21 protein-coding genes and 1 pseudogene are annotated in these 18,743 nt (G+C 39.6%); 7 read left to right on the top strand and 15 right to left on the bottom strand.

Features of this window, described 5'->3' with window-relative positions:
• Positions 1 to 20 precede the first annotated feature (20 nt).
• Positions 21 to 494, top strand: coding sequence for a GNAT family N-acetyltransferase (locus MHI08_RS02780; protein WP_025093555.1), 474 nt, complete (start codon positions 21 to 23; stop codon positions 492 to 494).
• Here the strand turns inward: MHI08_RS02780 and MHI08_RS02775 are convergent.
• From MHI08_RS02775 to MHI08_RS02760, 4 genes are all read right to left on the bottom strand, one after another.
• On the bottom strand, positions 486 to 1,274 hold the full coding sequence (locus MHI08_RS02775) for a GNAT family N-acetyltransferase (RefSeq protein WP_339240866.1): 789 nt from the start codon (positions 1,272 to 1,274) through the stop codon (positions 486 to 488). The genes MHI08_RS02780 and MHI08_RS02775 overlap by 9 nt on opposite strands.
• Positions 1,275 to 1,463: 189 nt before the next feature.
• Entirely contained in the window at positions 1,464 to 2,492 is a 1,029-nt protein-coding gene (locus MHI08_RS02770) for an acyltransferase family protein (RefSeq protein ID WP_025093557.1), read from the bottom strand.
• A 137-nt stretch (positions 2,493 to 2,629) separates the two neighbouring features.
• Positions 2,630 to 3,826, bottom strand: coding sequence for an MFS transporter (locus MHI08_RS02765; protein ID WP_034622721.1), 1,197 nt, complete (start codon positions 3,824 to 3,826; stop codon positions 2,630 to 2,632).
• Positions 3,827 to 3,857: 31 nt separating this feature from the next.
• Complete coding sequence (locus MHI08_RS02760; RefSeq protein WP_342499970.1) at positions 3,858 to 4,463, bottom strand: TetR family transcriptional regulator C-terminal domain-containing protein; 606 nt, start codon at positions 4,461 to 4,463, stop codon at positions 3,858 to 3,860.
• 421 nt (positions 4,464 to 4,884) lie between these two features.
• Here MHI08_RS02760 and MHI08_RS02755 point away from each other — a divergent pair, with 421 nt between their 5' ends.
• Positions 4,885 to 5,337 carry a helix-turn-helix domain-containing protein gene (locus MHI08_RS02755; RefSeq protein ID WP_025093559.1) on the top strand — a complete coding sequence of 151 codons (453 nt, stop codon included), beginning with the start codon at positions 4,885 to 4,887 and terminating at the stop codon, positions 5,335 to 5,337.
• 56 nt (positions 5,338 to 5,393) lie between these two features.
• Complete coding sequence (locus MHI08_RS02750; RefSeq protein ID WP_268437328.1) at positions 5,394 to 6,278, top strand: alpha/beta hydrolase; 885 nt, start codon at positions 5,394 to 5,396, stop codon at positions 6,276 to 6,278.
• 35 nt (positions 6,279 to 6,313) lie between these two features.
• Here MHI08_RS02750 and MHI08_RS02745 read toward each other — a convergent pair whose 3' ends face one another.
• Complete coding sequence (locus MHI08_RS02745) at positions 6,314 to 7,462, bottom strand: type II asparaginase (protein WP_029707961.1); 1,149 nt, start codon at positions 7,460 to 7,462, stop codon at positions 6,314 to 6,316.
• A gap of 277 nt (positions 7,463 to 7,739) precedes the next feature.
• Between MHI08_RS02745 and MHI08_RS02740 the strand changes: the two genes are divergently transcribed.
• Entirely contained in the window at positions 7,740 to 8,108 is a 369-nt protein-coding gene (locus MHI08_RS02740) for a UPF0715 family protein (RefSeq protein ID WP_342499969.1), read from the top strand.
• Here the strand turns inward: MHI08_RS02740 and MHI08_RS02735 are convergent.
• From MHI08_RS02735 to MHI08_RS02710, 6 genes and pseudogenes are all read right to left on the bottom strand, one after another.
• A complete protein-coding gene (locus MHI08_RS02735) occupies positions 8,105 to 8,260 on the bottom strand; it encodes a hypothetical protein (RefSeq protein ID WP_197202774.1) in 156 nt (51 codons plus the stop codon). The two genes, MHI08_RS02740 and MHI08_RS02735, sit on opposite strands and share 4 nt — an antisense overlap.
• Before the next feature lie 75 nt (positions 8,261 to 8,335).
• Positions 8,336 to 9,097: an SDR family NAD(P)-dependent oxidoreductase gene (locus tag MHI08_RS02730; RefSeq protein ID WP_197202773.1), complete on the bottom strand. Its 762-nt coding sequence runs from the start codon at positions 9,095 to 9,097 to the stop codon at positions 8,336 to 8,338.
• Between the two features lie 168 nt (positions 9,098 to 9,265).
• Positions 9,266 to 9,394 (bottom strand): annotated as a pseudogene (locus MHI08_RS02725) (MmcQ/YjbR family DNA-binding protein); the annotation flags it as partial.
• A gap of 102 nt (positions 9,395 to 9,496) precedes the next feature.
• Positions 9,497 to 10,390: an alpha/beta hydrolase gene (locus MHI08_RS02720; protein ID WP_197172267.1), complete on the bottom strand. Its 894-nt coding sequence runs from the start codon at positions 10,388 to 10,390 to the stop codon at positions 9,497 to 9,499.
• A 193-nt stretch (positions 10,391 to 10,583) separates the two neighbouring features.
• Positions 10,584 to 12,023, bottom strand: a complete 1,440-nt coding sequence (locus tag MHI08_RS02715; protein WP_197172282.1) for a DHA2 family efflux MFS transporter permease subunit — start codon at positions 12,021 to 12,023, stop codon at positions 10,584 to 10,586.
• Between the two features lie 79 nt (positions 12,024 to 12,102).
• A complete protein-coding gene (locus tag MHI08_RS02710; protein WP_024425406.1) occupies positions 12,103 to 12,675 on the bottom strand; it encodes a TetR/AcrR family transcriptional regulator in 573 nt (190 codons plus the stop codon).
• A gap of 271 nt (positions 12,676 to 12,946) precedes the next feature.
• Between MHI08_RS02710 and MHI08_RS02705 the strand changes: the two genes are divergently transcribed.
• Positions 12,947 to 13,675, top strand: a complete 729-nt coding sequence (locus MHI08_RS02705) for a glycoside hydrolase family 16 protein (RefSeq protein WP_039176748.1) — start codon at positions 12,947 to 12,949, stop codon at positions 13,673 to 13,675.
• A gap of 43 nt (positions 13,676 to 13,718) precedes the next feature.
• Here the strand turns inward: MHI08_RS02705 and MHI08_RS02700 are convergent, their stop codons facing one another.
• Positions 13,719 to 14,120 carry a MerR family transcriptional regulator gene (locus MHI08_RS02700; protein ID WP_008346757.1) on the bottom strand — a complete coding sequence of 134 codons (402 nt, stop codon included), beginning with the start codon at positions 14,118 to 14,120 and terminating at the stop codon, positions 13,719 to 13,721.
• A 195-nt stretch (positions 14,121 to 14,315) separates the two neighbouring features.
• Between MHI08_RS02700 and MHI08_RS02695 the strand changes: the two genes are divergently transcribed.
• Together MHI08_RS02695 and MHI08_RS02690 are read left to right on the top strand one after the other, a co-directional pair.
• Entirely contained in the window at positions 14,316 to 15,365 is a 1,050-nt protein-coding gene (locus MHI08_RS02695) for an NAD(P)-dependent alcohol dehydrogenase (protein WP_197172285.1), read from the top strand.
• A 316-nt stretch (positions 15,366 to 15,681) separates the two neighbouring features.
• Positions 15,682 to 16,143 (top strand): CarD family transcriptional regulator, encoded by a 462-nt coding sequence (locus MHI08_RS02690; RefSeq protein ID WP_087976933.1) that lies wholly within the window; start codon positions 15,682 to 15,684, stop codon positions 16,141 to 16,143.
• Between the two features lie 274 nt (positions 16,144 to 16,417).
• Here MHI08_RS02690 and MHI08_RS02685 read toward each other — a convergent pair whose 3' ends face one another.
• The 3 genes from MHI08_RS02685 to MHI08_RS02675 all read right to left on the bottom strand — a co-directional run bounded on the left by MHI08_RS02685 (position 16,418) and on the right by MHI08_RS02675 (position 18,588).
• On the bottom strand, positions 16,418 to 16,621 hold the full coding sequence (locus MHI08_RS02685; protein WP_003214229.1) for a cold-shock protein: 204 nt from the start codon (positions 16,619 to 16,621) through the stop codon (positions 16,418 to 16,420).
• A gap of 344 nt (positions 16,622 to 16,965) precedes the next feature.
• Positions 16,966 to 17,343: a hypothetical protein gene (locus tag MHI08_RS02680; RefSeq protein ID WP_241743497.1), complete on the bottom strand. Its 378-nt coding sequence runs from the start codon at positions 17,341 to 17,343 to the stop codon at positions 16,966 to 16,968.
• A gap of 444 nt (positions 17,344 to 17,787) precedes the next feature.
• The gene (locus tag MHI08_RS02675) at positions 17,788 to 18,588 is read right to left on the bottom strand and encodes an alpha/beta hydrolase (RefSeq protein WP_197172288.1); all 801 of its coding nucleotides are present in this window, start codon (positions 18,586 to 18,588) and stop codon (positions 17,788 to 17,790) included.
• Between the last annotated feature and the right edge of the window lie 155 nt (positions 18,589 to 18,743).

The raw sequence follows: 18,743 nt of genomic DNA, 5'->3' as shown, positions 1-18,743 counted from the left end.
TAACAATGGAGGTACTTCAAATGAACATTAGACCCATTGAGCAAAAAGACAACCCGTATATCGCAGCGATTATCCGCCAGTCACTAGAATCAGCGAATCTAGCGATTGAAGGAACAGCCTACACTGATCCCCAACTTGACCAGCTTTTCGAATACTATCAATCATTGACTCATGCAGCCTATTGGATTGCTGAAGAGCAGGGTGAGATTGTGGGCGGTGTAGGGATTGCTCCATTTACAAAGGGAGTATGTGAATTACAAAAGCTTTATTTAAGTCCAAAAGCACAAGGAAAAGGTGCGGGCAAAAAACTGATGGATACGGCGCTGGAATATGCCTCTGCATACTACGAAGCGTGTTATTTAGAAACCCGCCGGGAATTAACAGCAGCTATAGGCCTTTATCAGCGATATGGCTTTTCTCTTCTTTCAGAACCGCTTGAAGGCTCTGAGCATTCTGCAATGGATGCTTGGTATCTCAAAACCTTCTCATCTTGAACCATAAAACAATCGATAGGTTTTGAGCCTCTGAAAGCCTAACTTCTCTGCCAGTTTGATTGAAGCTAGGTGATGGACATCGCAATCCCAATGCGGTGTCCTCTTTTTTTCAAGACAGGTGCTGATCATATGCTGAGCTGACAGCAGCGCTAAACCTTTTCCGCGATAAGACTCATCTGTCCAAATATCTATCTCCGCACGATCCATACTTGAAAAAATAGAGACGCATTCACTTACCACGTTCTCTCCATTTAAAATGGCAATCCCGATTCCCTTTGATAGAAAACGAGCTGTTTCTCCCCAATAGGCTTCGTAATAGCTAGAAGGGAAAGCACTGCTTGCAGTCATCACCTGCTCATTTGTCCGCTCTACTCTATAGCCTGGATGAGGCTGAGTGGCATGAGAATATGCCTGTGAATAAACGTACGCATGTCTTTCCATTTCATTCAGATGTAACCCAAGACATTTTTTCATCATTGCATCTGTTAATGGATTTGCTGAAAATAAGGTGAATCGGCCGTTTTGTCTTTTCTGCCTTTCGTACACATCCACAATGAAGGCTGAGCAGCATAACAGCTCCGCTTCACTCCTTCCTGCTACATAATAAATGCCGCATGAAGCTTCGAGAAAATAAACAAGCGGATGCACTTCATCATCTACATAAAGATGTCCTTGTATCATGCCATCCATGACCGCATCTACAAACACTGGATATGCCGGATCGATCTGTCTAATTCCTTTTTTCATTAATGGTGCCTTTTGCTGCCTCAATAGATGCACGATGCTCCCTCCTATCCTTCCATTATAAAGAAAAAGCAGCTGACATAGAGAATTCTTTGCCAAAAAAGGGATTTTGCATCAAAGGCGCAATTTTTTTAAAAAAGAGACCTCATTTAAAAGGTCTCTTACATTCTGGATGATATTATTCTACTCATGCTTCTTCTGTCACTTTCCCCTTCCATATCAGGGTTAAGCGACTGTTTTTCGTCTCGTTCTGTTGATTTTACCGACAAACATATAGCCATATTTATAATGATTCGCTAACCATGACAATAGGATAGATCCAGCAATTGCTAGTGCTGATATTATGATTGTCCCTACAAAGAATGGATAATCTTTTAATTGTCCCCATAGCAACACAGAGATACCTAGAAAATACCCGTGAAGCAAATAGATGGTGAATGAATATTGACTAATGACAGCTACGAAAGGTGGAACGCTTTTCACTTTAGAAAACAAGAGAAAACATAAGAAGACAATACTGATTGTATAAAGAACAACGTCTGGCCTCTTAGAAGAAGGCTCGAAAAAGCCTACATATGAATTGCTTAGAAGGGTCGCTGCGGAAATCAAAACAAGTCCATACACGGCATACTTAAAACGATGAAGTCTTGTGATAAACTGCTGATAATTCACTCCACAATAATAGGCTAAACAAAAATAGAATAACCACCCTGGAAATGGAATCCATTCTAAGCCGAACATTGGATTAGGTAATTGAGGTTGTGGGATTTTGACGAGGTTCATGACACTTAAATAACCAACTGTGATGATAAAGGAGATCGGCAATACCCATTTGGCTGAGGTACGCTTAGCAATTTTGTGAAAAAACATGTGCAAAAAGTAAAATTGAAAAATAATCAGAACAAAATAACCAATATAATTTCCCAATAAGACATTTGCTGAAGCTCTTTTAAAAAAGTCAGCTGCCCCTCCATTTAACGATGCCGAATGCATAAACCCATCGACAATCCCAATAAATACAAATGGGAAAAAGATGGCTTTCACTCTCTTCCACATAAATCCTTTAGGTGTACCATTTGGATAAGCATGCGCCAATAAAAATTCAGAAATGAAAATAAAACTCGGTGTACTGAACATGAGTAGTGCTACAAGAATCGATGATGAGTGAGGACTAGATAAAATGGCTATTGCATGAATGAGCACAACACTCAAACACGAGATACACCGAATAAAAAAAATCTCTTTAATTTGCATTGAAAATCCCCCTCCTGTATTTGGTAAAACATGTATTAGATTAACATGAATAACACCTTATCAACAGGGACCTTGTGATTATTTTCAAAAATCTATCCAAAAGGAACAAAAAAAGAGCCCTAGTTAGAGCCCCTAATCTAATCAGATTCAACCGTTGCCTTCCCCTTCCAAATAAGGGTTAAGCCTAATCCGAGAAATAAGACAACACCTGCGAATAAAAATGGGAAATGAATATTTTGATCGAATAAAATGCCGCCAAGTGCCGGCCCGAAAATCGTACCTAGGCTTGTGTAGGTAGAGTTCATCCCTGCGACAAATCCTTGCTGGTTGCCAGCGATTTTGGATAAGAAGGTCGTTAATGCTGGACGCAATAAATCAAACGCAAGGAAAATGACACATGTGACAATCAGAACAACCAAAAAGCCTGAAACAACGGTTGAAACGAAAGCAAGGACAGCCCCGATAATCAGACATAGCTGAATGACTCTTTTTTCTCCTAGGGCATTTACCAGTTTACCAAACACAAGTACTTGGATGATGACTGCCACAATCGAACTGACGGTAATGATGACGGCAATATCTTTTGGACCAAATCCAAACTTATGATTTGTGAACAAGCTAAAGACTGTTTCATATGCAGATAGTCCAAATGCGAGGACAAACACAATGATAAAGGCGATGAGGTAGCTTGGATGAATTGATTTTTTCAAATCTTTAAAGAAAGTCGATTCTTTCACTTCATTCATTTGCTTCTCTCGCTCTTCTTTTGTTAAAGGCTCCTTCAGCATAAACATAGACGAAATGACGGCAATAAACGCAATTCCTGCCGCAAAGAAGAATGGCAGGCGTACGCCGTATTCTGCTATAAACCCGCCAATTCCCGGGCCGATGATAAAACCGGTACTAATGGCCGCAGAGACATAGCCCATCGCCTTTGATCTTTCTTGAACGGTCGTAATATCTGCGACATATGCAGTGACAGCCGGCATAATAAATGCCGCACTAATACCGCCTAGAAGCCTTGCAACATACAGGACGTACACGTGTGTTCCAAGACCAAAAACGAGTTCTGATAACGCGAATAGAAACAGCCCAGACACAATCATAATCTTTCTTCCGTAGCGGTCTACCCATCTCCCTGCAATAGGTGATGCGATGAGCTGGGCAACGGCAAACGCCGCCACAAGGTATCCCATTGTACTCCCTGTTAGATGCATGACATTCATAAATAGCGGCATGACAGGAATAATGAGACCGATGCCTAAAAACGCAATAAATATATTACTTAATAAAATCACGAGTACTGCTTTTTGCTCACGAATCGGTTTTTGCATGATGTTTGTTTCCCCTTTACTGACTCACTTGTTACTCATGATGGTTGATTCCGTGAATAAACAATGAGATCGCCTCTTTTTGTAACTCTTTCTTCTGCTCAATGGTGTCATTTTTATATAACACGTCTAATCCATAAAAAACGGAAAGTAATATTTTCACTTTTGACTCCACATGCTGGATCGACCAGCTGCCATCTTTGTTTCCTTCAAGTAAGATATCTCTCATCACATCATCAAAATCGACATCAATCTTGTTCAGCCGCTCCATGACTTCGTCTGATGTAAAAGCACTGGCACAAAATTCCTCACTCGCTCTCATTAATGGGTAGTTAATGCCCATTTGACTGAGCATCTCTGCAAATGCAGCGAGCTTATCGACAGCCCGGTGCTGTGTTTTCTTCTCCTCATGCCACGTTTCCATCATCAAACGGTGATCCTCTTCCATAATATGAAGAAACAAAAACTCTTTTCCTTTGAAATGATGATAGAGATTGCCTTTACTCACCTCAGCAGCCTCTAAAATATCGCGCACGGATGTTTCTGAATATCCTTTTTTCGCAAATAAATCACGAGAAGCTGTGACGATTTTTTGCTTCGTCTTCTCACTCTTTCCAGCCCCGCTTTGTGAACTTGTCATGTGTCACAATCCCTTTCTACCCTGCATTTCTTCATACGGAAAAAATAAAACCGACCAGTTGGTTTATTTTTTTTATTATAAATGGATTTTCCTCATAATACAATGAAAAAGGCATTGGACTTCATAAGGAGTGATTCATGTGAAAACAAACAGAACAGTCATTTGCGCTATCACCAAAAAGGACTTATACGTATTTTTTTCTGCGACCTTTTCATGGCTACTTTGGCGTACTACGTGTTCAAATTCAAGCCAACGACTTTTTATGAATGTGCGGGAATCATGGGAAGTATTCTTTGTCCCTTTTTGATGAAAAAGTGGATATACCGATGATCTCCCTTTCAGTATATCCGTCATTCATTTAACTTTTCTTTATATTTAACTTCACTTAAATATAAAGATTGCCTATAATAGAAAAGAGGTGATGTCATTGGATGAGGAAATCATTCATTACGGTAAAAAGATCATTGAATACTCGAATGCTCTAGGCTCAATTTATGTAGAAGAGTATCAGCGATTTTTAAAACATGAGTATGCAGATTTATCAGCCAAACAAGAGCTGACACTTGAGCTATTGCGCACGAAAACGAGAACAATCAATGAATTAGCTGATTACTTTTCGATTTCTGCCAGCGCAGCTAGCCAGCTTGTATCAAAGCTTGAGAAGCTCGGCTATGTCAAACGAGAAATTAATCCACATAACCGAAGAGAAATCATTGTTGATTTTGCTCAAAAGGGCCATGACTATCACAAGAATACGGAAGACATTCAACTGCACCTTATACAAAAATATTATGCAAAGCTTCCAAAAGAAGATTTAAAAACATTACTATCTCTATACGAAAAAATCTATCAGATTGCAAAAGAAGCGCCTTAATACGGTGTTTCTCTCATCAACATTTAAGTTATCTAAACTATTAAAGGGATGAAAATATGCAAAGCATTCATTTACAAGATGGCCGGTACGTCGGTTTGACTCAATACGGTGATCTTGAGGGGTTTCCAGTATTCTTTTTTCATGGGACACCTGGATCAAGAGTGATGTTTTTAGATGATGATCCAATCTCTCAAGAACTCGGCATTCGTCTCATCTGTGTTGATCGACCTGGATTTGGTTTATCTACCCCTCTACCTGACCGTACAATTTTAGACTGGGCAAAAGACGTGCTGGAAGTGGCAGATGATCTTGGTATTCAACATTTTTCAGTGATGGGTGTATCTGGAGGCGGCGCATTCGCTGCTGGTTGTGCCTATCAATTGCCGGAGCGCGTCCTTTCAGCTGCACTGATCTCAAGTACAACCCCTTTTCAGAACGGGAAACCGCCTAAAAGTATGCTGAAAGAAAACAAATTGGCTTTTTTCCTTAGTAAGAAGTTTCCTTGGCTATTGAAAGCAAGCTATCGTTCCCAGAAGAAAATGATTGAGAACAAACCAGAGAAATTTAAGAAGCTGGCCAAAAACGGGAACAAGCATTTACATCCGTGGGATCGGCAATTCCTTCAAACCGATGAGCAGTTAGAGATGATGATGACCCATTTATACGAAGCGACTCGTCAATCGGTGGATGAATGTATTCGTGAACCCATTTTACTCTCGAAACCATGGGCATTCGATATGAAAGATATTCAAATCCCTGTTGATGTATGGCATGGAAAAGAAGATACAATGGCTCCATTTGTAGAAATAGAAAAAATAGCTCAGGCGATTCCAAACGTCAAAACCCATTATATCGATCAAGCAGGGCACTTTCTTACTGATGTAGACGATATTTGGCGAGATATTTTACTCTCTTTAAAGGAGCGTGCTGAAAATGCATGAAAAAAGACCCGATGTCTTTCGGGTCTTTTTCTCCGTTAATACTGTTCATAATACCTTTGCACTTTAACTGGATCTTTTGTCTTCGTTAGTGCCAGCATGAGCAGAATACGTGCTTTTTGCGGGTTTAATGAATCAGACGACACAAAGTGATGTTCATCATCCGTTTTTTCATGGGTGACAATTCCATTACCCGTACGGCTTGATCTCACAAGAACCACATCTTTTTTCACTGCATCTGTTGCCCCTTTGATGGCTTCTGTTGACATCGTTCCATTTCCTACTGCAGCGACGACAATCCCTTTCGCACCTGCTTTTACTGCTGCATCATACATATATTTTTGATCATTTTGATAGCCATATAAAATATCGACTTGCGGTAATTCTTTTATCTTTGATACATCAAATTCACTTTCAGTCGTATGTTTTCTTGTCGGTTCGTTATAAAAGGACACCACTTCACCAGTAACTTCTCCGATGTATCCTTGCTCAAGTGACTTGAAGGCATCGGTTGTAGTCGTGTTTGTTTTCGTAACAAATCGAGCTGATGCAATTCGGTCATTTAATGTGACCATGACCCCTTTGCCCTTTGCTTCTTTGGTTGATGCAATTTTCACTGCATGATACAAGTTGAGCGGGCCATCCGCACTGATTGCCGATGCTGGTCTCATTGAGCCAACGACCACCACAGGCTTATCACTTTTAACAACCAGATGTAAAAAGTAAGCTGTTTCTTCAAGTGTATCTGTTCCATGCGTGATGACAATGCCATCCACTTGATCATCTTTTAATAGTTCATTCACTCGCTTGGCTAATTTTAAAAGAAGAGCGTTATCAACATTTTCACTGCCGACATTCGCAACCTGCTCACCCGTGACATTTGCAATATCCTTCAGCTGTGGAACGGAAGCAATGACTTTATCAATGCCGAGTGAACCAGATTTATAGCCCGTCGTATCTGTATCACTGTCTGAACTGCCAGCAATCGTCCCGCCCGTGGCTAATACCTTAATATTTGATAAGGACTTATTCCCTGTTTCAACCGCCTTGTTTTTCTCTTTTGTTTCATTGGATACGTTTTCTTTTTCGCTTTGAGTATTCTCTTGAGTGCCTGTGTTCGCACAGGCTGCTGTCACCAATAATAAAACAGAAAGAAGGACAGCACCTAACCATTTTGTCATGTTCATTGGATCATCTCTTTTCCTCATTTGATGGATTTCATGGCTAAATCTCTTTCTATAGGCTTTACTTTATACCATACCTTCATTCATCGACATGAGGCCAAAGATATAGAACCAAATAAAGGTAAAAAGGGCGTTATATTAATGATTTATTCAATTCTTATTACCTAATTTTGCTGTAATTAAGTTGAGTATTGAAGGTGGCGTACTTTAAAAATAACCGACGCTTGATAATGAATTTATGATAAAATATAGTAAATTTTACAAAAAAGGAGTATACATTTTGCATTCGCTTCAACCCTTTTACAAAATCCTAATCACACTATTCATCAGCTCTATTTTACTCGGCTTGTTTGTCTGCTTATTTCCACCTATTCAAGCTGAGCCTGCGTTTCTGATATTTTATATTCCTATCTTTTTTATTTTTTATTTCGTTTTTGCGGTTCCTTTGCAGTTATTGTTTTCTTTGCAGCCAAAGGCTTTCCATCCTCTTTATTTAGCTGCGTATTTACTGATTGCAATGGTTGTCATGCTCTTTTTTATTGATGGAATTGGGAGTAAGGCGTCTTTACCCATCATCATCATGAGCAGTCTTATCTACTGGACTTGTGATTCTTTGTTTTATCAAAGAATGCATGAAAAAAACACCTAACGCGAAGGTGTTTTTTTCATTAGTTTCTTTAAAGCATTTTTCTCATCTAATCGGTATCCATTTTGAGCGATCTTCCTAGGACGTACAAAATCCTGTTCTGTATAGTAATGAAGGGCAATTTTGTGATGCTTCATCGCCTTCACTTGATACATTCCTCCTATGCTTGACCACACAGTCAATCACACCATAAAAAATCACTGAGGATATCTACCTCAGTGATGGAACCTTTATTTCATAACTGTACCAGCGTGTGAAAAGATCGGATCTTTTAATTCAAATTCGAATGTCTTTCCGTCCACGATACCGACTGTTTTTTCACTGTCATAAAGCTCAAGCATACAAGCTGCCATTTCTTTTGATGTATGATATTTCTTGAAATTGCCTTCATATTCAAATTCGTCTACATCCAATGAACGCTTTGCAAATTCTGATTCTGTCGCGGATGGCGCTAATACTTTTGCCTGTAATTTGGCTCCTTTTCCTTTCAACTCTAGGGCCAGCCCTTCTGTAAAGGCGCTCACGTAAAACTTCGTTGCTGAATAGGTGACCGCATTGCCGACGACTGTATAGCCGGCTCGTGAAGAAATGTTAATGAGCTGCGCTCCCTCTACTTGCTCATAATCACGAACAAATAAGGTGGATAGAATCGTTAATGCTTCGATATTCAGATGAAGCATATCCCCAATTTTACTTAAATCTTGTTCTCCTATAGAGCCAAAGTGACCAAACCCTGCATTATTAATGAACGTATCCAGCTCATAATCTGACAATGACTCATAAAATGAATACACTTGCTCTATGTTTGTTAAATCGACTGACTGTATGACTACTTTGATATCGGGATATTGATCATGAATCTTCATCTTCAATTCTTGGAGTTTATCAAGCCGGCGTGCAGCTAATATAAGATTTTCCCCTCGTGCTGCAAAGGCGAGAGCCACCTCATATCCAATACCTGAGCTTGCTCCTGTAATGACTGTATAGCCCATTTTATATCCCCCTATTCGTGTCTTCTAACTGGTTAAATTATAACGACAGCGTTTCGCTCAAGTCAATTTTGAAGAGAGTCAAAGGGCCATTATGTCTAACTGAGATACAGCTCCTCAGTCACTTCCTTTTGAATCATTTTGGAGGATGTCATGTTGAGATTTTTTTGTTCATTTTTGAAAAACCAATTGGTAGGAATGTTCAATTAACTCCACTACAAATGAGGATGGAATGTCTGCATCAAGGTAAATGGAATTTCAATGAGTCTTATTCATATAGTAGCCAGGGATAATTCCTTGAGGAAAGATATCTGACCCTTTTTACATTCACTTTTCTTTTTCAGAAACAGTAATAAAAGCACAGGCCCATTGTCTCCTGTGCTTTTGAATCACTCTGCTTTTTTATTCAAACGCCTTCTTTAGTTGATCCCCCATCAGATGCCAAGCCTCTTCAGCGATGGCTAAATCTCCGGCGTGCGTGAAGCCGTGTGGAACGCCTTTAAATTGTCTGTACGTGACGTCTACTCCAGCTTCTTTTAACTTGGCAGCATATTGCTCGGCTTCTTCAGCCAGCGAATCCCTCTCTGCTGTGATGACGAGAGCTGGAGGCATTTGTGCTAAGGATGAACGATCTGCAAAAACCGGAGAAACGAGCGGATTATGCGGATCTTGGCCTTGCAGATAGAAGGAATTAAAGAGTCTCGCCAATTCAACTGGGATCGCTTCTTCAAACGCTGGCTTTTGTGCTGGATCAGTGGCTAGATCAAGCGGCGGATAATCAAGCACTTGATAGGCAATTGGAAGTGTATTTCCTCTTTGAATATTCAATAGACAAGCAGCCGTTGCCAAATTTCCTCCTGCGCTATGTCCGCCAATGGCTAATGCATTCCGATCGATTTGAAGCTCATCAGGATGTTCATACAGCCACTTCAGTACATCGTAGCATTCATGAAGAGCGGCTGGGAAAGGGTGCTCGGGTGCAAGCTGATACTCGACATTGACAACGATACATTGCGCCCGGTCTGCAATGACTGGACACCATGGATTATCCATTTCAGCACTGCCCATGATAAATCCGCCGCCATGTAAATTCACAAAAACAGGAAGCATATGTTTGGATGTGTTCACTGGCTTAAATACCCACACCTTTGTTTCGCCAGCACTTGTTGGAATATCATATTCCATTTTGTTCACTTCAGGAGGATTTACTGGCTTTAGTTCCGATTGACTCGCTAATGAATCTTCAGATGGCTGGCGTAATGAAGCAGCGATTTTGATTTGTTCTTCTAAGTTCATGATCTCAGACTCCTATCTTATTCATTTCTTAGTTACTCATTCGTTTCCTTTTCCTCTTTTCCTCCTACTAAACCAGCAGCAATTTTCATTTGTTCACTTTTTACCTATCTCCCCTTTTTCTCTCTCTTTGAAACAAGCATTGAGCAAATAAAAAAGCACTGCGGCTCTATGTCCTCAGTGCTTTTCATCTTTCTTATGATACTTGCTGTTCTACCTTCACTCGTTTAATGAAGAAGGCAATAATCAAACCGATGATCGTCATGATCACTGCAAAGATAAATGCATGCTGGACGCCATTTGTAAAGGCGAGCAGCTGATTCATAGGATTTGCGGGATCAGACACATTCTCCATAAAGCTGCGGGCTCCTGATGAAAGGATCGAGATACCGATCGCAGTACCAATGGCTCCTGCCACCTGCTGCAATGTATTCATAATCGCTGTACCATGCGGATATAACTCTGGCGGCAGCTGATTCAATCCATTTGTTTGAGCAGGCATCATGATCATCGCAATTCCGATCATTAATGCAATATGAAGGGTTACAATGAATCCAATCGACGTATTCACACTTAGATTCGTAAAGCCAAACATCGTCGCTGCGACAATGACAAGACCTGGAATAACAAGCCATTTTGGACCAAACTTATCAAATAAACCACCCATGATTGGGGATAGCAGTCCGTTGATAATTCCACCTGGCAATAGCATTAAACCTGCTGTAAATGTAGAAAGCGCCAAGGACGTTTGCAGATACAATGGCAAAATCATCATAGCAGACAGCATCACCATCATACACACTAAAATCAGAAGTAACCCAATGACAAACATCGGATATTTAAACGGGCTTAAGTTCAGCATTGGTTCTTTCATGTTCAACTGTCTTAAAGAGAACACAAGAATCCCTATGACACCAACTACGATTGCAACAATAACGTGCATACTGCTCCAGCCGCCGCCTTCACCGGCACTGCTAAAGCCATACACAATTCCGCCGAAACCAATGGTTGAAAGCACAATTGATAAAATGTCGATTTTCGGTCTTGTTGGTTCTGTAATATTTTGCATAAAGATATAACCAAATACGAGTGCAGCAATTAATAAAGGAAGTGAAATCCAGAAAATCCAATGCCATGTCAACGATTTCAGAATAAGTCCAGAGACGGTCGGGCCGACAGCTGGTGCAAACATGATCACAAGACCAATAATCCCCATCGATCTGCCTCGTTTATGAGGCGGGATGATGACCAAAATCGTATTAAACATCAACGGCAGAAGCAATGCTGTGCCGACTGCCTGCACGACACGTGCTACCATTAAAATACTAAAGACCGGCGCAACCGCTGCAATAAATGTTCCGATGATTGAAAAGACGAGCGATGTAATGAAAAGCTGTCTTGTCGTAAACCATTGAAGAATGAGTCCTGAAATCGGTACGAGAATACCAAGTGTTAATAAATATCCTGTTGTCAACCACTGAGCAGTCGTCGCTTCAATTCCAAAGTCTAACGTTAAACTTCTCAGCGCCATGTTTAATGCCGTTTCACTGAACAGGCCAATAAATCCAGCTGTGATAAAAGAAATAATAATGGGCAGCGTTCGAATTTCAGAAGCTGCTGCTTTCTGTTTGTTCATATTAAGTTGGCTCCTTTTCTTTTTCAATTTAGATGAACCTTAGGAAGTCAGGGTGGTCAGAAATGAGCCACTTTCATGTCTATTGAAAGACGGATAAAATCTGTTTTTCTGCAGCAAATTGAGCAATTTTTTCGATTGAATAGCCAGATTCATGTATATAAAACATGAGCTCAGGCGTCATTGGAGAGGACATACATAACGTTGTCAGTTCTATATCCTGTATGTTCGCTTCTCCCTTTTCTCTCGCTTCTTCAAGCAAATCACGAATGATTTGTCTAAGTGATTGACTGTAATGACTCTCATACACTTTACTTGTCTGCTCTAAATTCCCAGAGATTGTGAGCATTCGAATCCAGTCTAAATGGTGACCGACGATCAGATGAATTTCTTCGAGAACGTAGCGCAAACGTTCACGGACCGGCTGATCACTTATTTTGCTCAAGTAAAGATGCAAAGCTGGGATCAGCTGTTCAAATCTCTCCCCAAGGATAGAAAGGCACAAATCACTTTTATTGGCGTAGCGGCGGTATAAAGTGCCCTGCCCAACACCAGCTGTTTTCGCAATTTTATGCATGCTGACATTTTCTACACCAAATTCTTGAAACAAGGAGAATGCGATCTCTTCAATTTCCTCCCCAATATCTTTTTCCACCATGCTCACCTTCTTTACCTTCATCCACATGACACTTATCTCTATGTGTTAAATCAAAACACTTTAGGTTTTTCTTAGGACAATTATCCCGATATTATCTTACGGACAACTGTCCGCAATGTCAATCATTATTTTTTACTTATGATCCTTCTTTCAATTCTATTAAATAATGCACACTGTTTATCATTATTTAGACCGATTTTCCCTTTTGAAAGAATCATGTATGATCAATAAAGAAAGCGCTTCCATAAAAGGAGAGGAGAATGCGAATATGTACCGTATGAAACGAATGTTGATGCTGGTTGTCACTGGATTAGTCTTGAGTTTGTCCACATTTACAGCGGGTGCCTCGGCACAAACGGGTGGATCGTTTTATGAACCTTTTAACAACTATAATACGGGGTTATGGCAAAAAGCCGATGGATACTCGAATGGAAACATGTTTAACTGTACGTGGCGTGCAAATAATGTGTCGATGACCTCAGCAGGTGAAATGCGTTTATCACTCACAAGTCCCTCCTATAACAAGTTTGACTGCGGAGAAAACCGCTCCGTTCAAACGTACGGCTATGGGCTATATGAAGTCAACATGAAGCCCGCCAAAAATGTGGGAATCGTCTCTTCTTTCTTCACTTATACGGGACCGACTGATGGCACGCCTTGGGATGAGATTGACATTGAATTTCTAGGAAAAGATACGACAAAGGTACAGTTTAACTACTATACCAATGGTGTAGGAAATCATGAAAAGATCGTCAACCTTGGTTTCGATGCAGCGAACTCTTATCACACGTATGCATTTGACTGGCAGCCAAACTCCATCAAATGGTATGTCGATGGACAATTAAAGCATACCGCCACCACACAAATTCCTCAAACACCAGGGAAAATTATGATGAACCTGTGGAATGGTGCAGGTGTCGATGAATGGCTTGGTTCCTACAACGGTGTTACCCCGCTCCATGCACATTATAACTGGGTGCGTTACACAAAAAGATAACTCTATCAAAAAAACCTGTGACTTGTCACAGGTTTTTCTTCGTTTAATTAGAATGAGTTTTCAGCTGATGAGCGAGTTTTTTCTCATGATTGTGGATAATATCTTCATAACTTTCTATTTTGAAATCCAACCGTTTAATGGTCTCTTCGATTTCCTTTTGTTTTTGGACGAGTCTTTCTCGTTCATTGACCAAAATGTTTTTTCGCGAAGATAACGTATGATCATCATCCTCAAAAAATAAGGCTGTATATTCTCTAAGCGCATCAATCGAGAGCCCAGCATTTCTCATACACTTGATAAATTCAATCCATTGAAGATCATCCTCTGTATAATCACGAATCCCATGATCATCACGTTTGATTTCCCTAATCAAACCAATATTTTCGTAATATCTAAGTGTCGCAGTGGATAAATCGAGCTGTTTGGCTGCTTGTGCTATTTTCATTATGCCCTCCTTCTTTCTCTTACCTTCCGATCTCCCTTTCCTCATCATCTCCATTATAAAAAAGAAAGCAAGATGCTTTTGGCTCAATTCTTTTATTAAAAGCCTGAAGAGGGTTTTCTATTGACTTAGAGTTCACTTTAAGACGTACAGTATAGAAGAAAGAATCGTATCTTATTTTTGAAAGGATGATCAAGAATGTGTCAGACGCACCAATCAAACGTTTTAAGTGTATCACATGCAAAAGCGAATTTTGAACGGACGACCATTGAACGAAGAGCGCTTCGTCCACATGATATTTTAATTGATATTCAATTTAGCGGGATCTGTCATTCAGATATCCACAGCGCTTTTGATGAATGGGGCGGCGGCATTTTCCCGATGGTTCCAGGTCATGAGATTACTGGGGTCGTTGCAGCTGTAGGGGATGATGTGACAAAGTTTCAGATCGGAGACCGTGTAGGCGTTGGCTGCTTTGTGGATTCATGCGGCACCTGTGAATATTGTCAAAATGGAGACGAGCAGTATTGCACAAAAGGGGTCGTCCAAACGTATAACAGCCGTGACTATGACGGGGAGCCGACTTATGGCGGCTACAGTCAAAAAATTGTCGTGACTGAACGATTTGTCGTCAGCATTCCTGATCAACTGCCACTTAATGCCGCAAGCCCTCTTCTCTGTGCTGGCATTACAACTTATTCACCATTAAAGCACTGGAAGGCAGGCCCTGGCAAAAAGGTTGCTATCGTCGGAATGGGCGGGCTCGGCCATGTTGCCATTCAATTCGCACGCGCACTTGGCGCTGAAGTAACGGTTTTAAGCCGCTCTTTGAATAAAAAAGAAGAAGCACTATCATTTGGCGCAAAAGACTATTTTGCTACAAGTGATCCTGAAACGTTTCAGACACTAGCCGGTCAGTATGACCTCATTCTCAATACAGTCTCTGCCAACATTAATGTGGATGCCTATCTGTCCTTACTCCGTGTAGATGGAACCTTGGTGAACGTCGGTGCACCGCCTAAGCCGGATCAATTCCACGTCTTTTCATTAATTTCCGGCCGCCGCAGCATTGCTGGTTCACTCGTTGGCGGCATCCAAGAAACACAAGAAATGCTCGATTTCGCAGCTGCTCACAACATCACACCACAAATTGAAGTCATCAACGCTAATCAAGTTGATGAAGCGTATGAACGGGTGCTGAAAAGTGATGTGCGTTACCGGTTTGTGATTGATATTTCTACATTATGATCGGATTCTTTTTTGAAAGACTAGCTCAATGGCTGGTCTTTTTTTAACCATGATTTCCTCATAAACAGCTGTTTACGTTTGAATGACTGGATACGGATATAAAGGCTGGCGTCCGAGCTGTAATTGTGGATATCCTGTTTTTCTTATAGCGCGGAGGATATGTTCAAATTAAAAAAATTACCACAAAATAACCCCACTTTTTCAGAACCAAATTTATTGACAACAAATAAATAAACATGTTATTATTAAAAATTTGATTATTTAACCTCCAAGTGTGGTACCCTTAAAGTAGATACAATATATGGAGGTGGGTAATATGTTTCAAATTGGTGATAACATTGTTTATCCAATGCACGGAGCAGGTATAATTGAAGCAATAGAAGAAAAAGAATTTTCTGATGAAAAACAGCAGTATTATGTGATTAAAATGTCAATCAGTCATATGAAAGTAATGATTCCAACACGAAAAATGTCAGGTTCACGTATAAGACCTGTTACAGATATACTGGCTTTAAAGAATGTGATGCACATTTTCCAGCATGGCAAATCAGATCAATTACTGACGTGGAAAGAACGGCATACAATTAATACAAACAAAATAAAAACGGGGAACATCCAAGATGGTGCTGAAGTTGTGCGTGATCTTATGCGTATGAAGAAAGAGAAAGCACTAAATGCTAGTGAAAAGAAAATGCTGGATGATGCCCATGAATTTTTGCTAAGTGAATTAGAAGTCATCAAAGGGATTACAGAAAAACAAATAAAAAGTTTTTGTTAAGAATCTCTTCCACGCTCACCATTTTTGAATACACGTTCTCTAAGAACATGTCCACCCTTCATTTTATTTAAAAAAAGAATTTATTTAGGCAAATTCCGCATATTGTAAATCCAATATGCTATACTGTTGATAAACCTTTGAAGCATGAATTTTTTTACGATTACCTTGTAACATCTCCCTACTTGTATGCTGAGTAGGGTTTTTTATTGAAAAAATGCGTGAAAGCATAAAAAAACAGGCTCTCTACAGAGAACCTGTTTTAAAAGAATGAAGATTAAGCAGTTTTTTGAACGTTAGCAGCTTGAGCTCCACGAGAACCTTGCTCTACGTCAAATGTTACTTTTTGACCTTCGTCTAAAGATTTGAACCCGTCACCTTGGATAGCTGAGAAATGTACGAATACATCGTCGCCTTCTTCACGTTCGATAAATCCAAAACCTTTTTCTGCGTTAAACCATTTTACTGTACCTTGTTCCATGTTTGTTGCCTCCTCGTGCGTATACCACACAATGTATTATACTATCCTTGCCCAAAGTATCCTCAAGACGAAAAGTCTTTCTTCATGCTATCCTTTACGCCGAACAAAAATAATTATTCTTATTGTAGCATGAATCGGAAATAATTGCAATTTAGGATTTAAAAGAACAAAATCAACGATCATACTCAATTTTGTTCTTCTCTGACTTTAAAAAAAGGTGTTCAATCCGAAGGAATAAACAAGTTTATAACGTCAATCCATTTTTCAGACAACTTTCACTTTATTTAAAAGTAAGGAATAACGAAACATTACTGTACTCTTAGAAAATTGATATCATTTTTATTTTAGTTAAGATTAGCATCTTTATTCCTATCAATTCTTAAAGTTACTATAAGACTAGCTACGCTGGCTAAAGTTCCTACAACAGAAACAACAATTGTTAAAAAATCTGGAATTAGAAATCCTATTGGAATGAGCCCCAGAAAAGATAGAACAATAAAACATTGGTATACACTAGATATAGTTCTCACAATCAAGTGACTGAAAAAGGACATCACTAACGGAGGAATGAATAAACATACCATTATTACAATTGATATTATTAAGATGTGAGGCTGATCAAATGAAATGACATTATCCCCAGGGGAATTTTTGGAAGCCACTAGCAAAACAACTATAGACATCATGAGAGTAAGTAAAACTAGAGAAAACCTTTTTATCATGTAATAACTCCTTTGGTTGATCTTATGCGACTTAATTTATTTTTATCAAATTATCTCATTATAACCTTTATTTTACAATATAAACGACGAAAGGAAACTCTTAATAAAAAAGCTTATTCAGTTCTTTTATGGACAACAATCGCATCATGATTGTCAACGATTCTTTAGAGGATATTAATTAAAGTCGCAATATGATTTCACACCTAAGATAATCTGATGTGGCATCGTTCATTCAAAAGAGAAATTTATATTAAAATGATCGGGCATATTTCCACTTAGCATACAATTGCTGTATCTTGTTATCTCTTTATAGTAAAAGAGCACACAAAAAAATACCAAAGGTACACGACCCTTGGTATTTTTTAGAGATGCCCGAGAGGACTTGAACCTCCACGGGGTTATTCACCCCTGACTCCGATTTGCACATATTTTGCACAAGATAATCTATTTCTTTACATTTTCCGATTCAAGTCTGTTTAACCAATTATGGACTAATGAGTTAAATACATCGGGTTGTTCAATTTGTAGGTTGTGACCAGCCATATCAAGCACCGCAAAAGTGGCTCTTGGATAATCTTTGATCAGCCGCCATGCATCGTGGTATCCGACTACATTGTCCTGGCGCCCTGTGATAATGAGCGTAGGATACTTAAGTTCAGTTGAAATATCGAAGGTAAAACCATAACCATTTTGATGAATGTTGTTGATGAAGACATGATTTGTTTGTTTAGAAGGAAGTAAAATTTCATCTCGAAACCTCTCCCATTCCGTTTTTCCTTGCACAACGGCCATGGAGCAAAATTCATCTGCCTCCTCTGAAGACAATTGTGTTATGAAGCTGCTGTCACTTTTTAAAACCGTCGCCTCTGGTACGACTCTTTCATCGAATTCTGGTATAGTCATTGGCGCCACGAGCAGTAATCCACGAACAGTTTCCTGACGTGAACGAACGATACCTCTGGCTATGTACCCTCCATATGAATAACCACAAACAATAAACTGTTCATCAGGGATAATCTCGTCCAAAAGACGCAATATCGCTTCTAGCATATCATCAGAGTTTTGGATAGACGGATGTGGCTTTGAACGTCCCATACCTGGTAAATCTATGTAAATTCTCTTCCAACCGCTTCGTTTTTCGAATACCGGTTCCAATGCATGTAACATTACTTGATGGTCAAGTGTCCAACCATGCAATATCACGATAGGATATCCTTCTCCAATGACTTTATGATAAATTGACATGTATTTATTTCCCCTTTCCTACTCTTCAATATTTTATCACAATTTTAGAAAAATTCTTTTTTCACTGAACTTGTTATCACCGTAAACTGTCATATATCACTGTTCAAACTAATTAGAAAGCACAAAAAAACCAAAGGTCTACAACCTTTGGTTTC

The organism is Bacillus sp. FSL M7-0791, assembly GCF_038627085.1.
GTDB lineage: Bacteria > Bacillota > Bacilli > Bacillales > Bacillaceae > Bacillus > Bacillus safensis.
Note: the sequence above shows the minus strand (reverse complement) of the source record. Positions and strands in the feature narration are given on the sequence as shown.

Coding starts and splice junctions, on each gene's coding strand:
- MHI08_RS02685 (WP_003214229.1), bottom strand. CDS start 16,621: ATGGAACAAGGTACAGTAAAATGGTTTAACGCAGAAAAAGGTTTTGGA.
- MHI08_RS02765 (WP_034622721.1), bottom strand. CDS start 3,826: ATGCAAAAACCGATTCGTGAGCAAAAAGCAGTACTCGTGATTTTATTA.
- MHI08_RS02735 (WP_197202774.1), bottom strand. CDS start 8,260: ATGTATCAAGTGAAGGCGATGAAGCATCACAAAATTGCCCTTCATTAC.
- MHI08_RS02730 (WP_197202773.1), bottom strand. CDS start 9,097: ATGGGCTATACAGTCATTACAGGAGCAAGCTCAGGTATTGGATATGAG.
- MHI08_RS02700 (WP_008346757.1), bottom strand. CDS start 14,120: ATGAAAATAGCACAAGCAGCCAAACAGCTCGATTTATCCACTGCGACA.
- MHI08_RS02760 (WP_342499970.1), bottom strand. CDS start 4,463: ATGACAAGTTCACAAAGCGGGGCTGGAAAGAGTGAGAAGACGAAGCAA.
- MHI08_RS02695 (WP_197172285.1), top strand. CDS start 14,316: ATGTGTCAGACGCACCAATCAAACGTTTTAAGTGTATCACATGCAAAA.
- MHI08_RS02780 (WP_025093555.1), top strand. CDS start 21: ATGAACATTAGACCCATTGAGCAAAAAGACAACCCGTATATCGCAGCG.
- MHI08_RS02675 (WP_197172288.1), bottom strand. CDS start 18,588: ATGTCAATTTATCATAAAGTCATTGGAGAAGGATATCCTATCGTGATA.
- MHI08_RS02745 (WP_029707961.1), bottom strand. CDS start 7,462: ATGAACATGACAAAATGGTTAGGTGCTGTCCTTCTTTCTGTTTTATTA.
- MHI08_RS02690 (WP_087976933.1), top strand. CDS start 15,682: ATGTTTCAAATTGGTGATAACATTGTTTATCCAATGCACGGAGCAGGT.
- MHI08_RS02770 (WP_025093557.1), bottom strand. CDS start 2,492: ATGCAAATTAAAGAGATTTTTTTTATTCGGTGTATCTCGTGTTTGAGT.
- MHI08_RS02680 (WP_241743497.1), bottom strand. CDS start 17,343: ATGATAAAAAGGTTTTCTCTAGTTTTACTTACTCTCATGATGTCTATA.
- MHI08_RS02750 (WP_268437328.1), top strand. CDS start 5,394: ATGCAAAGCATTCATTTACAAGATGGCCGGTACGTCGGTTTGACTCAA.
- MHI08_RS02705 (WP_039176748.1), top strand. CDS start 12,947: ATGTACCGTATGAAACGAATGTTGATGCTGGTTGTCACTGGATTAGTC.
- MHI08_RS02720 (WP_197172267.1), bottom strand. CDS start 10,390: ATGAACTTAGAAGAACAAATCAAAATCGCTGCTTCATTACGCCAGCCA.
- MHI08_RS02755 (WP_025093559.1), top strand. CDS start 4,885: ATGTCATTGGATGAGGAAATCATTCATTACGGTAAAAAGATCATTGAA.
- MHI08_RS02715 (WP_197172282.1), bottom strand. CDS start 12,023: ATGAACAAACAGAAAGCAGCAGCTTCTGAAATTCGAACGCTGCCCATT.